We start from the raw sequence: 12,936 nt of genomic DNA, 5'->3' as shown, positions 1-12,936 counted from the left end.
AGCCCGCACCATGAAGACCGCTCGACTGTCCTGCGCCCTCGTGGCGCTCCTGCCCGCGCTGAGCTGGGCCCAGGCCGCGCCGTCCCAGGCGCTTCGGCGCACGGCGCCGCTCTCACCTGTCGCGCAAGAGGGACTCCAGCTGGCGCAGCAGGGGTGTCAGTCGGACGGCTACGAGCCGGAGCTGTGCGAGCGGGCCATCGCCCGGCTCGAGGAGGCGGCGCGTGAGGATCCGGAAGGGGTGGACGTGCAGGTGGCGCTGGCACAGGCGTACTGGAACCGCGGCCAGGTGGAGAGCCCCCAGTCGCGCGGGCGCCAGAGCTGGCGGCAGCGCTCGGTGGACACCCTGCAGCGGATGGTGGACCGGAAGGTGAAGGATGCGCGGCCGTACTACGAGCTGAGCCTGCGGCAGGAAGAGGACGCGAAGCGCACGCCGCTGCTGGAGCGCACGGTGGAGCTGGAGCCGCGCCACCCCCGGGCGCGCCAGGACATGGCGTGGGGGCTCCTCCGGCAGGGGAGGGCGGACGAGGCGCTGCGGGCCTACAAGGAGCACATGGAGGCCAGCCCCGTGAAGGACCGGCAGGAGGCACGGGAGAACCTCCGGTTCGCCGATGAGATGGCCCGGAGGAAAGGGCCCAGGCAGGCGGCGCAGGTGCTGGAGACGGTGATGAAGCAGACGCGAGAGGAGCGCCGCTCCGAGCGCTGCCTGCTCTTCCAGGCCGTGGATCCACGTCTGGCCGAGAGCGCACCCGTGGTGCGCGGTGAACTACAGGCGCTCAGGCCCTACTGCACGGACACCCAGCACCTGGATCGCGCGGTGGAATTGGAGCGCCAGGGCCGGGTGGACGAGGCCGTCACGGCGCTGGAGCAGCAGGTGGCCACCAACCCCAAGCCGGAGGAGACGCACGTGATGCTTGAGCGCCTCTACGAGCGAAAGGGGCAGGTGGCGAAGGCGGCGGAGGCGACGGCGCGAGAGCTGCGCGCGAAGCCGGACGTCCGGGAGCTGTGCGAGCGCTTCCGGAAGGTCTCTCCGCTCACCTTGCGCGCCATGAACAAGGAAACGGTGGAGGCGGTACGGCGTCAGTGCCGCGAGCCCTGAGCCGGGTTCGGTTCGACAGAGGACTCACCGAGGAAGCGGCGCCGCAGCGTGCGGGTCACCTCCACGTCCCAGCGGGGGGCCAGCAACTCCACGACGGTGCGGCGCCAGCGCAGGGCACACGCGAGACAGGCCAGCGTGGCGACCAGTCCGATGAGGCTGTTCTGCCAGGAGGCCAGATTCCACTGCCCCTTCCAGAACCACTCCCGCATGTCGGTGGGCCAGAAGTAGTGGATGGGCCAGCCGGGGCCGCTCCCGGCCAGGTCGCACAGCAGGTGCAGGTGGAAGGCGACGAGGGAGAGCAGGGCCACCCACCCGCGCTGCCGGGCGAACGCCACGCACACCGCCATCGTGACGAGCGCCCCGACGTAGCCGTGGGAGAGCACGTGGTGATAGCGCGCGTACATGTCTTCCCCCGCGAGCAGGGTGAGCCCGTCCACGTCGGGCGCCAGCCCCGCGAGGGTGACGAGCACGCGATCACGCCGCTCGCGAAGGCGCAGGGTGAGCAGCCAGGACAACTCCGCGTGGACAATGGGATTCACGAACCGGGAGCATAGCCCGATAACCTCCCCGACGAACCCGACCCGGAGTTTCCCCTGAACGCGCTGAAGGCCCCCCCCTCTGTCCTAGGCAGCGCCACCCGGAGGTGGCTGTCGGTCCTGCTCGCATGTGCGACGCTCCATGGCTGCGCGGACGACAGGCTCCAGCCCCGGAAGACCGAGAGCCCCGCGCTCACGCGGCCACGCCTCGACGGGCGCGCGGTGCTGCCCGCCATCACCTGGGGTCCGGGGCCCACCTCGGGCACACGGCTGGGGCAGGGGCCCTTCAACGGCGTGCCCGTGCCCTTCCTCGATCGACAGCCAGTGCAGGGCTTCTCCGGAGCGCTCGACAACGGGGACGGCTCATTCCTGGTGATGACCGACAACGGCTATGGCGCCCTGGAGAACTCGGCGGACTCCGTCTTGCGTGTCTACACGGTGCGGCCCGACTTCAAGACGCAGGAGGGCGGGCGCGGGGGCATGGCCGTGGAGGGCGGGTTCGACCTGAGAGACCCGGACAAGCACGTCCGCTTCGCCATCACGAACCACTTCACCCCCGAGCGAATCCTGACCGGCGCGGACTTCGACATCGAGTCCTTCCAGCGCACGCCAGACGGCACGCTCTGGTTCGGTGACGAGTTCGGCCCGTTTCTTCTGCACACGGACGCCAGCGGCAAGCTGCTGGAGTCGCCCATTCCCTTGGTGGACGCGGCCCACGGTGGCGAGCTGCGTACCCCCCAGAACCCCTTCTCCGAGGAGGCCTCCGCCGTCCGGGTGATGAATGCGCTGCGAGCCCATGCCCGCGGCCATGGTGCCTTCAAGGTGCCGGTGTTCTCGCCGCACTACGCGCTGCTCAATGACAAGAACGCGGCCACCGGAGTGCCCAATCGCCTGGCACCGCCCGCGGGCTCGCGGCTGAGCCCCGCCACCAGTGACGTGTTCGAGGTGAAGTCGCTCCAGACGGCCGGCTACCCCGTCGTCCCGTGGACGGTGAATGACCTGGCCTCGATGAAGTCAGTGCTCGCCTTGGGTGTGAACGGGATGATCAGCGATCGGCCAGACCTGCTGCTCCAGGCGGTGCGCGAGCACGTGGTTCCCGGACAGGCCCAGCCCGGTGGCCTGATGGACGCGGACGGCCTCATCGACGGCTCCCGATTCGATGCGCAGGGCCACCGGGGCGGCCGGGACCTGCGCCCGGAGAACACCCTGCCTGCGATGGAGGTGGCGCTGGACCACCTCATGACGACGCTGGAGCTGGACACCGGCATCAGCGCCGATGGCGTGCCGATGCTCGACCATGATCCAAGCATCGAAGCCGCCAGGTGCCGGCGTGCGGACAAGCGCACCTACGACCGGGGCAGCCAGGTGCTGGTGAAGAGCCTCACCGCGGCGCAGATTCAGTCCACCTTCATCTGCGACAAGGTTGTTCGGGGAGCCAGCCAGCTCAATGACCCGGCACGCTCACCGGCGGCGGCGGCCTTCGCGGCGGGCAGGGGGCTGCGGCACGTGTATGTGATGCCCACGCTGCAGCAGGTGTTCGACTTCGTCCGCTTCTATGGCGAGTACTACCGCACAGGAGCAGGGGCCTCGCACCCGGAGGCCGCTCGGCGCGCGAAGAACGCGGAGCGGGTGCGCTTCAACATCGAGACGAAGGTGAACCCGCGAGCGCGCTACGCCGCGAACACGGTGGAGCCCAAGGCGTTCGCGGACGCGGTCGCGCGGGTCATCCTCGGCAATGGCTTGGCGGACCGGGCGGACATGCAGAGCTTCGACTTCCGCACGCTGCTGCGGGTACACGAGAAGTACCCACAGCTCCGCACGGTGTTCCTCTTCGGTGACTTCCCCGTGTACGCGGACACCTCGCTGGCGGGCACGGACGATGGCACCAACCTGCAGCCGGAAGACACGGCGAACACGCCGTGGCTCGCGGGGCTGTACTGGCCCTACCGCTCCACGGCACCGGACAAGCCGTTTCGCGTGCTGCCGAGCGGCGGCTTCGAGAGCCTGGCGCTTGGCAAGGACGGCACGAAGCTCTACCCGATGCTGGAGAAGGGGCTGGTGGGCGGCGAGGCGGGCTCGCGGATCATCTACGAGTTCGACATCGCCAGCCGCCGCTACACCGGCGTGAAGCACCTCTACAAGATGGAGGAGAAGGGCGAGTCCATCGGTGACTTCATCCTCTTCGACGAGGGGCGCGGCCTGGCCCTGGAGCGGGACGGCACTCAGGGCAAGCTGGACGGCTTCAAGGCCGTCTACGAGCTGAAGTTCAACGGAGACGGGCAGCAAGTGTCCAAGCGGCTGGCGGTGGACCTGTTGCGCATCGATGACACGGCCGGCATCGCTGGCGCGGGGAGCCCAGGGGACGTGGGGCTCGGCGCGGACTTCGCCTTCCCGTTCGTCACCATCGAGGACGTGCTCTTCTTCGACAGCACGCACATCGGCGTCATCAACGACAACAACTTCCCCTTCAGCGTGGGCCGCCACGTGGGCACCGGCGCGCCGGATGACACGGAGTTCATCCGCATCCAGCTCGACCAGGAGTTGGGGAAGCTGTAGCTGGCCGTGCGCGCCTGCTTGTGCTCGAAAGACGATGAAGGAATGTGGACGTGCTTGAGCGACACCTCGACCTGAAGCACGGTTCGGGCCTTCACATGGAGGATTCATGAGATACGTCGATGGCTTCGTCTTACCGGTACCCAAGAAGAACGTGCAGGCCTATCGCCGCATGGCTCAGAAGGCGGGGAAGATCTGGAAGGAGCACGGCGCGCTCGAGTACATCGAGTGTGTCGCTGACGACGTGAAACCGGGCAAGGTCACGTCGTTCCCGCAGAGCGTCAAGCTCAAGCCGGATGAGATCGTGATCTTCTCGTGGATCGTCTTCAAGTCACGCGCGCATCGCGACCGCGTCAACAAAAAGGTCATGGCGGACCCGCGCTTGCAGCAGCCGAAGGACACGCCCTTCGACATGAAGCGAATGATCTACGGCGGCTTCAAGTCGCTGGTGGAGCGCTGAGCGGTTCATTGCCGCCACGCTAGCTCCCGGGATAGACGCTCTTGAGGGTCGTCGCGACCTGCTTGAGCGCTCCGGCGAGGGAGGAGCGCTTCCGCCAGATGAGGGCGAGCGTCCGCTTGGGGGCTGGCTCCGCGAAGGGGCGCGCTCGGAGCTGCGAGCGCTGCACCTCCGTGGGCACCGCCAGTTTGGGTAGCAGGGTAACTCCGGCTCCCGAGGCGATCATCTGTGTGAGGGTAGTGAGGCTCGTCGCGCGGAACTCGAGCTCGTGTGCGCGAGCCTTGGAGCACAGCGCCAGGGCCTGGGTTCGAAAGCAGTGCCCCTCATCCAGCAGCAGCACGTCCTCCCCGCGCAGCTCCGCCGGCGAGGCCTCGTCCTTCCGCGCCCCGAGAGGATGGTCCTTCGGCACCACGAGGACGAACGGGTCCTCGGCGATGACCTCCGACTCCACATCTCCAATGTCCGCCTCCAGGGCTACGAGCGCGGCATCCAGCGCGCCCCGCTCCAGCTCTCGAGTCAGCACCTCGGTCTTGTCCTCGAGCCAGAGCACCTTGAGCCGGGGGTAGCTCTTGCGAAGCGCGGGAGTCACGGTGGGCAGGAGGTAGGGGGACACCGTGGGAATCACGCCCACCCGCAGGGTGCCGCTCAAGGGGTCACCCGCACGCCGGGCAGCCTCCACGAGTTCGTCCGCCTCGACGAGCAGTCTCCGGGCGCGCTCCACCAGCTCCTTGCCCGCGGACGTGAGCAGCACGCGCCGGCGATCACGCTCGAAGAGGCGCGCTCCCAGGACCCCTTCGAGCTGCGCCAGCTGCGCGCTGAGGGAGGGTTGGGACACATGGCAGCGTTCCGCCGCCTTCCGGAAGCTCAGCGCGTCCGCGACCGCGACGACGTATTGGAGCTGTCGAAGGGTGAAGGGATGAGGCGAGAAGCTCATAGGCGCAGGCTATCAGGCCCATCCCGACGTGCAGGAGCGTATGGTGCGGCACTTCACCCCATGAGATCCGGACGATGGCCGGCGGGTGGCGCAGCGGTTGGGCCTCCCGGAAAGGAAGAATGAAGCGCGCGAATGCCTTGGCTCTCTTGAGTCTGCTCTTTCCTCTGGTGGTGTCCGCGGCAGGGGTCGAGCTTCCCGTCGAAGGCCCGGGACTCCGGGCCGCGCTCACCGAGAAGGGGACGGTGCTCGTTGTCACCACTCCCGGTTGGGATGCTCCCACCGGGCACTTGTGGATGCTGACACGCGACGGCGACGGCTGGCGCCAGCTCGGCAGCCCGATGAAGGTGAACGTCGGGCGGGCGGGACTGGGCTGGGGCCGCGGCCTGTCGCAGCCACCGGCGGAGGCCCGCAATCCCATCAAGCGCGAGGGGGACGGCCGGGCCCCGGCTGGGCTGTTCCGCCTGGGACGTGTGCGCGGCTACGGGGCGCAGCCTCCTTCGGGGCTGCGGCTTCCCTACGCACCCTCTACCCAGCGCTCCTTCTGTGTCGATGATGGAGCCTCCGCTGCTTACAACCAGCTCGTGGACCTCGCTCAGGGCGAGAAGGTCCAGTGGAAATCGGCGGAGGTGCTTCGCCGCAAGGATGGCGTCTACGAGCTGCTGCTGACGGTGGACCACAACGGCCTGGAAGACGCCAAGGCGGTTGTCCCCGGGGCCGGAAGCTGCATCTTCATCCACATCTGGCGTGGGCCCGGTAAGCCCACCGTGGGCTGCACGGCGCTGGAGAAGAAGGAGTTCGAACGTGTCCTGGCCACCCTCGAGCCGCGCAGCCTGCTGCTGCAGCTCCCCGAGGCCGAGTATGAGGCCGCACGTCAATCCTGGGGATTGCCGGCGCTGAAGCCCTGAGGCTCACTGAAGCGTCAATGAGAGCTGCTCTCCCTCGCGCACCAGCAGCTCCTCCTCGCGGGTCAGCAGGTTGTCCGAGCCCAGGGCCTCGGCCTGGAAACGGAGCCTGCCTGCCCCTTCGGTGAGCAGCTGGGGAGGAATGACGAGGGTGCGGGTCCTGCGGGCTGGCACCGTGCCCATTCGCACGCGCTGGGTCCTGTCGAGCGCGTAGAGGTCGACATCCACCGGATGCCGGTTCCGCACCTCCAGCGTCGTCCGAGGACGGTCCGTCGTGTCGGCGGACGACTGCGCCGGCTGCACGCCACTACAAGCCACCAGGGAAACGAGCCAGAGCAGGACAAGGGAGCGCATGGGACCTCTGCATCCGCGGGAGATGCCTCTGACGAGATACTGAGGCCCCACGTCCCGAGCTGGAAGCACAGCGAGGCTGCTCCCTGGGAGAGCAGCGAAGCTCACGGGCCGGAGGTGCCCGACCCGTGAGAGCAGGGCGCTACCGGTTACGCGAGCGCGCCCGGGCGAGCGCCTGGCGGCGCCGCGTGAGCATCATCACACCCAGCAGGGCGGCCGCGACAACCAGGGGCATGCCACCGCTGGCGGAGGCACCACAGCCCTGGGGCATCGGGCCGGCACCCAGATCGCCGGGAGGCCCCTCCGGATCACTCGGGAAGGTGCTGAAGTCCGGCGTGGGATTGAGGGTCGAGGGCAGCTCCACCTCGGGCAGGGGCTGCGGCGTGGGCGCGGGCTGCGGCGCGGGCGCGGTCTCCTGCGGCGGCGCGGGCGTGGGCTCAGGCGTCGTCACGGGCGTGGGCGCGGGGGCCGGCGGCATCACGTCCTCCAGCTTCGTCCCCATGGTGAAGCCGTCATGGTAGACGACGCCCACAGGGGAGATGGAGGCGTCTCGGTAGAGCCCCAGCTTCAGGTAGTTCTTCTCCTTGCCGAACTGCGTGGCGGCCATCGTGCGAGGAACGACGAGCTTGCCGTTCTTGTACATCTCCACGAAGCCCACCTTCGGGTCCGAGGACCACTTCACTCGCAGCACGAAGTCATGCCAGCTGTCGCGCACCAGCGGAGCGGTCCAGACGATCTTGCCGTTGGAGCCTCCCACGCGCATGCGCATCTGCTCGCCCACCACGTAGAACTCCAGCGGAGGTGAGCCGCAGCACCCATCCTGGTGCCACTGCGCGAACACCTGCCACTTGTTGGCTGACGGGTAGTTCGCGGGGAAGAGGGTGCTCCACTTGTAGAAGTACTCGTTACCGGTCGTCTCGCGGCTCAGGTACACCAGCTCGTTGCGGTTACCGCTCGCGCCGATGGGGTCATCGCCCTTGCGCACGGTCGCCTTCAGCGCGTACTTGCCCTCGCGCACCATGTCGGTGACGACGAGCAGGCGATCCGAAGAGACGCTCTGGGACTTCGTCCACTGCGAGAGGTTGCCGGGCTCGAAGTCTCCCTTCCAGAGGGTGGAGGCGGACGCCACCATGGGCACCAACAGGAGCGGCACGAGTCTGAGGTAACGCGTCAAAAGCAGGTCCTTTCGTTCCAGTTGCGGCACCTCGGACAATTGGAGAAGAAGCTCCCTTCCCGCTGCGCCTGGCCGCCAACCCCCTGGCGGCCGCGCCCTCCCTGGTCCGCAGGCACCGCGAGCGAGGCGATTCGTGCTCCCCTCCTCGGCAGCTCACAGAGCGGTATGAAAGCCCTCTGATTTCAAAGAGGTGCGTGGGAGTCGGGCCAGGGCTGAGCGGCTTGGAAGCCCTAGGGGACATCGGCTGCTCCCTGGCCGTGCGAGCTCTCATCGCTCGGGTCTGGAGCGAGCGAGGCGTGGCAGAAGCGCTCGTTTGGAGTCCGACAAGGCGGGCGGAAGCACCGCAGTGCCACGTCCAAGCCCAGTGCCCCTGGGGGAGCGCCGAAACAGACAGAGGGAGCCCCCGACCAGGGCCGCCCGTCGACAGCGACTGGCAGAAACCTGTCTGACAACCAGACAGCTTTGGAGAGCCCGCCTCCGGCCGGTCCCCACTGGGAGGCGGAGGCGCTGACGTGGGCACACTGGCGGACTTCGGAGGTGGGGCTGGGAGGGGGTGCAGCATCCCCCGGTGCTGGAATCTCCCGGTGCTCAGGTGCAGTCGGGACCGCGAAACGTTCCGTACACTTGTCCTCCTTCGCAGGCTTGGACGCACGTGCCGCGGTGCCAGCAGATAGTTGCGCGGGTGGCGGCTCGCTCCCGACAGGCTCAAGTTCTACGGAGCGTGCAGGGTTGGGCAGTGTCTCGATGGGGAGGGACTGGGGGGCTTCGTGAGCCGCCCACACGTTGCGCAGCAGGTGTTCATCGCTGGCCTGGAGCAGTGCCGGGAGCTGTCGCCTCAGGGCCTGCGCGTCCCGTTGAGTCAGGCCTTCATAAGCACACTTCGCCCATTGCAGGACGGACTGGCTGTCCGACTGGAGCACCACCCGGTCCACCATGCCCCAGAAGGAGCGCTCCAGGGATTGCAGCAGCAGCAGGTGTCCCGGCCGCTCGGCCACACGTGCCGCCAGCCGCAGCAACTCGAACTCGAGCTGGGCCCAGCGAGCCTGCGGCTCCCAGCGCACCGCGTCCTCCAGGCTCAAGCAGGCCTCCTGCAGCCGCTTCAAGTCCGCCTCGCTGGCGCATTCGCAGCAGGCACTCAGCAGCTCCACCGCGGTTTCGCGCTTGAGTGCCCAGAAGCCTTCCAGCAGCTGGCGACTCTGGGTGGGGGCTTGTTTCCTCGCGTGCAGGGCCACGCTCAGGTTCTCCAGCGTCAACGCCTGCTCCAGCGCCACCGCGCGGCTTCTGCGCCCAGGGTGCTGCACCACCAACCCTCGGGCGGCCAGCTTCAGCAGCGCCTCTCTCACCGTGGCTCGGGAGACACCGTAGCGCTGCGCCAGCGTGTGCTCGGCGGGCAGGTGTCCCCCTTGCGGTAGCTGGCCCTGCGAGATGACGCGCTCCAGTTCCTGCTCCACTTGCCAAACGAGCCCCATCCGTTCCATGTCCGCCACCCTCCTCGTTGCAGTTGCCCTCCATCCCATCACCTCTGTCTGACATGGCTTGGATGCAGGCGGGATGTTCGCGAGCGGGCGTTACGCCTTCAGATAGCGCCGCCACTCATCCAAGGCCCATGCCATGCTCGGCGCATCTCTTGACGGAGTGTGGCCATGTCTCCTGCGTCCCCGCGCAACATGAGCGACTATGAGGCCGTCCGCCGGTCCTTTCAGTGGGAGCGGCCCGAGCACTTCAACTTCACCACCGACGTCATCGACCGGTACGCCGCCGAGCGTCCGGAGTCGCTGGCGTTGCTGTGGTCCGACGAAGCGGGGCGGGAGCGGCGCTTCACCTTCGCGGAGCTGAAGCAGCGCTCGCTGCACGCGGCGCAGTTCCTCTCGAGCCTCGGCATTCGGCGGGGAGACCGGGTTTTCATCCTCATGCCCCGGGTGCCGGAGTGGTGGTTCGTGGTGCTCGGCTGCATCCGCGCTGGCATCGTCTTCATGCCTGGCACGCCCATGCTCACGCCCAAGGACATCCGCTACCGGCTCTCGGCCTCGGATGCGCAGGCGGTCATCAGCGAGGCGAGCTGCCTGGACCGCTTCGAGGGGTTGGTGGGCAACGGGAGGGTAGAGAACTGGGTGGCCGTGGGCGAGGCACCCGCGCCGTGGGTGCGCTACGAACCGGGTTCGGGCACGGGTGCGCACGGCTCGAGCTTCGGGCCCACGCGGGCGGAGGATCCGATGCTCATCTACTTCACCTCCGGCACCACGGGCATGCCGAAGATGGTGCTCCATACCCAGGCCAGCTATGGCCTGGGGCACCAGATTACCGGGCGCTACTGGCTGGACCTGACGCCGGAGGATCGACACCTCACGCTCTCGGATACGGGCTGGGCCAAGTGCGCCTGGGGCAAGCTCTTCGGCCCTTGGAGCCAGGGCGCGTGCAACGTCGTCTACGACTTCCGGGGGCGCTTCGACGCGGCCAAGGTGCTCAAGATGCTGGAGCGACAGAAGGTGACGACCTTCTGCGCGCCGCCCACGGCGTGGCGGGCCCTCGTGCTGCAGGACCTGTCTCAGTTCGATCTGTCCTCCATCCGCCATGCGGTGAGCGCGGGGGAGCCGCTCAACCCGGAGGTCATCGACTCCTGGAAGAAGGCCACCGGGTTGCACATCCGTGAGGGCTACGGGCAGACGGAGACCGTGATGGTGGTGGGGATGTTCCCTTCGCTGGAGCCTCGCGTGGGCTCGATGGGCAAGCCCTCCCCGGGCTTCACGGTGGCGGTCATCGACGAGCACGGCCAGGAGGTACCCACGGGGCAAGAGGGAGACATCGCCGTGCGGGTGGCGCCGGAGCGGCCCGTGGGGTTGTTCCAGGGCTACCTGGGGGACGAGGCGGCCAACCAGGCCTGCCGCCGGGGGGACTGGTACGTGACGGGGGACCGCGCGGTGCAGGACGCGGACGGCTACCTGTGGTTCGTGGGGCGGGCCGATGACGTCATCAAGACCTCGGGCTACCGGGTGGGGCCCTTCGAGGTGGAGTCGGCGCTGCTGGAGCACGCGGCGGTGGCCGAGTCGGCGGTCATTGGCGTGGCGGACGAGCGCATCGGCCAGCGCATCAAGGCGTTCGTGGTGCTGGCGCCCGGGCACACCCCCTCGCCCGAGCTCGCCATGGAGCTACAGGAGCACGTCAAGCGCATCACCGCCCCGTACAAGTACCCGCGGGAGATCGAATTCGTCACCGAGCTTCCAAAGACGGTGAGCGGAAAGATCCGCCGCGCGGAGCTGCGAGGCGCGCTCAAGCCCGCCTGAGCGCGGTTCTGTCGTTGACTTGGCTGGCGTGCCCCTCCTTTCATGATGACTGCGCCGATGCGTGGCGCCGAGGGGCATATGAACCGGTTGACTTGGAGTTGCTGCTGGCTGGTGGCGCTCGCGCTGGTCAGTGGCTGTGCGACACCCGCGGCCACGAAGGAGGCCTCGAGGCTTCACGGGCAGAACCTCGAGACCCTGAGGAGCTCCGTTCAGGGCTACCGCGCCACGCTCGCCGACTACTACGTCAAGCTCGCGGAGCGGCAGCGTCAGGCGTACATCTCCCAGATGATGGGCAGGGACCTGGATCAGATCGCTCAGGACCAGTTCTCCACGCTGACATACGGCCAGTCCCTGGGCATCCGGTTCAACAGCGCGCCCAAGCTCTCGCAGGGCGTGCCGGACTCCACCGCCAATGACTTCCTGGCGCTCGGCAACGGCATCGCGTCCGGCTATCGCTTCTGGGGAGACAACTTCGACTGGTGGATGAAGCTCGAGGGGGTGACGCTCGCCGAGAAGCGCGTCACGCTAGGGGCGCAGGTCGAGAAGCTCCAGGCGGCGCTGGTCAGGCTCCAAGCCCAGGAAGCGGAGGGGGAGGGCGCGCGCGCGGCGAAGGAGCAACGGGTGCGGCTGCAGACCCAGGCCCTGCGCGGTCTGGAGCGGCAACTGGCGCTCACGGATGAGGAGCTGACCCATGTGCAGGCGGCGGCGGGGCTGAAGCAGCAGGCCGCGACGCTGGATACCAAGCTGGCGCACCTCGAGGCCCAGCTCGGTGTCATGCGCTCCTTCCACGGCGTCATCGACGAGTACCTCGGCACGGATGCGACCATCGATGGTGCGGCGATCGCCAAGGCCGCGGCGGCGGGCGCGGCGGTGAGCCCGGACGAGTTCCCGAGCCTGCGCGACCTGGCGAAGGGTTCGAAGGAGGAGGCGAAGTGATGCGCACGCGAACTGGCCATGGAGCAGGGTGGAGTCTGGTGCTTGTCGCGGCGCTCCTCTCCGGGTGCGTGGGCGGCAGGGGGATCCGCAAGCTGGAGGACATCGAGAAGCAATACTTCGAGGCCCTGGCGAAGGAGCTGGAGGCCAGCCAGCAGCCCATCGATGGGTTGTTGGCGGACGCGGCCCGGGTGGACGCGCAGGCCCTCCGGGAGATCGCCTCGTTCGAGAGCCGGATCGCCAACGCTCGGAGGATCTACTCGCTGCGCGAGATGCTGACCGCTCCCAAGGGCGACTCGGCCGAGTTCATCCAGGTGACGCGCAACAAGGTCATCCTCTACCACCTGGTGGAGGCGGTGGACGCGGAGAACGAGCGTGTCTCGGCGGCGCTCGCCACCGCGGACGCGCAGCGCAAGCAGCTCTCGCAGCTCTATGGCGAGGTGGTCTCGCACACCCGGCAGGTGGTCGAGACGGAGAAGGCGCTCCACCAGTACCTGAACCAGTCGCCACCCCAGCAGTTCGCGGACTCCCTGGCGGAGGCGGGCCGGCAGCTCGTCGCCTTCAACCAGGAGGTCCAACAGACGGATCAGCAGAACGCGCTCATGCCCGTGCTGACCGAGGTGGGCCAGCAGGCGCAGAAGCGGCTGGATCAGGTGGACGAGGGGCTCGATAAGTTCATCGAGTTCTGGCCCAGGCTCAACTCGCTCAAGGAGAAATAG

12 protein-coding genes are annotated in these 12,936 nt (G+C 68.2%); 7 read left to right on the top strand and 5 right to left on the bottom strand.

From position 1 onward, the window contains the following. The first annotated feature begins 10 nt into the window (after positions 1–10). Entirely contained in the window at positions 11–1,096 is a 1,086-nt protein-coding gene (locus SYV04_RS40695) for a tetratricopeptide repeat protein (protein ID WP_321551489.1), read from the top strand. Here the strand turns inward: SYV04_RS40695 and SYV04_RS40690 are convergent. Next, positions 1,078–1,635, bottom strand: a complete 558-nt coding sequence (locus SYV04_RS40690; protein ID WP_321551488.1) for a metal-dependent hydrolase — start codon at positions 1,633–1,635, stop codon at positions 1,078–1,080. The genes SYV04_RS40695 and SYV04_RS40690 overlap by 19 nt on opposite strands. A gap of 219 nt (positions 1,636–1,854) precedes the next feature. Between SYV04_RS40690 and SYV04_RS40685 the strand changes: the two genes are divergently transcribed. Together SYV04_RS40685 and SYV04_RS40680 are read left to right on the top strand one after the other, a co-directional pair. Further along, positions 1,855–4,188, top strand: a complete 2,334-nt coding sequence (locus tag SYV04_RS40685) for an esterase-like activity of phytase family protein (RefSeq protein WP_321551487.1) — start codon at positions 1,855–1,857, stop codon at positions 4,186–4,188. Positions 4,189–4,294: 106 nt separating this feature from the next. Continuing rightward, positions 4,295–4,645: a DUF1428 domain-containing protein gene (locus SYV04_RS40680; RefSeq protein WP_321551486.1), complete on the top strand. Its 351-nt coding sequence runs from the start codon at positions 4,295–4,297 to the stop codon at positions 4,643–4,645. Between the two features lie 19 nt (positions 4,646–4,664). Here SYV04_RS40680 and SYV04_RS40675 read toward each other — a convergent pair whose 3' ends face one another. Beyond that, the gene (locus SYV04_RS40675; protein ID WP_321551485.1) at positions 4,665–5,576 is read right to left on the bottom strand and encodes a LysR substrate-binding domain-containing protein; all 912 of its coding nucleotides are present in this window, start codon (positions 5,574–5,576) and stop codon (positions 4,665–4,667) included. 119 nt (positions 5,577–5,695) lie between these two features. On the opposite strand from SYV04_RS40675, the gene SYV04_RS40670 reads away from it, so the two are divergent. Further along, a complete protein-coding gene (locus SYV04_RS40670) occupies positions 5,696–6,481 on the top strand; it encodes a L,D-transpeptidase family protein (RefSeq protein ID WP_321551484.1) in 786 nt (261 codons plus the stop codon). A 3-nt stretch (positions 6,482–6,484) separates the two neighbouring features. Here SYV04_RS40670 and SYV04_RS40665 read toward each other — a convergent pair whose 3' ends face one another. The 3 genes from SYV04_RS40665 to SYV04_RS40655 form a co-directional block, all read right to left on the bottom strand. After that, a complete protein-coding gene (locus tag SYV04_RS40665) occupies positions 6,485–6,832 on the bottom strand; it encodes a hypothetical protein (RefSeq protein WP_321551483.1) in 348 nt (115 codons plus the stop codon). A gap of 139 nt (positions 6,833–6,971) precedes the next feature. Beyond that, positions 6,972–8,003, bottom strand: a complete 1,032-nt coding sequence (locus tag SYV04_RS40660) for a polysaccharide lyase family 20 protein (protein WP_321551482.1) — start codon at positions 8,001–8,003, stop codon at positions 6,972–6,974. A gap of 230 nt (positions 8,004–8,233) precedes the next feature. Further along, a complete protein-coding gene (locus tag SYV04_RS40655; RefSeq protein WP_321551481.1) occupies positions 8,234–9,481 on the bottom strand; it encodes a FadR/GntR family transcriptional regulator in 1,248 nt (415 codons plus the stop codon). A 165-nt stretch (positions 9,482–9,646) separates the two neighbouring features. Between SYV04_RS40655 and SYV04_RS40650 the strand changes: the two genes are divergently transcribed. The 3 genes from SYV04_RS40650 to SYV04_RS40640 all read left to right on the top strand — a co-directional run bounded on the left by SYV04_RS40650 (position 9,647) and on the right by SYV04_RS40640 (position 12,936). Continuing rightward, positions 9,647–11,284 carry an acetate--CoA ligase gene (locus SYV04_RS40650; RefSeq protein ID WP_321551480.1) on the top strand — a complete coding sequence of 546 codons (1,638 nt, stop codon included), beginning with the start codon at positions 9,647–9,649 and terminating at the stop codon, positions 11,282–11,284. Between the two features lie 78 nt (positions 11,285–11,362). Next, a complete protein-coding gene (locus SYV04_RS40645) occupies positions 11,363–12,220 on the top strand; it encodes a hypothetical protein (RefSeq protein ID WP_321551479.1) in 858 nt (285 codons plus the stop codon). Then, on the top strand, positions 12,220–12,936 hold the full coding sequence (locus SYV04_RS40640; protein ID WP_321551478.1) for a hypothetical protein: 717 nt from the start codon (positions 12,220–12,222) through the stop codon (positions 12,934–12,936). Before SYV04_RS40645 ends, SYV04_RS40640 begins: the two co-directional genes overlap by 1 nt.

This window comes from Hyalangium ruber (genome assembly GCF_034259325.1).
Lineage (GTDB): Bacteria > Myxococcota > Myxococcia > Myxococcales > Myxococcaceae > Hyalangium_A > Hyalangium_A rubrum.
The sequence above is the reverse complement of the archived record's forward strand: the minus strand, read 5'-3'. Positions and strand labels throughout refer to the sequence as shown.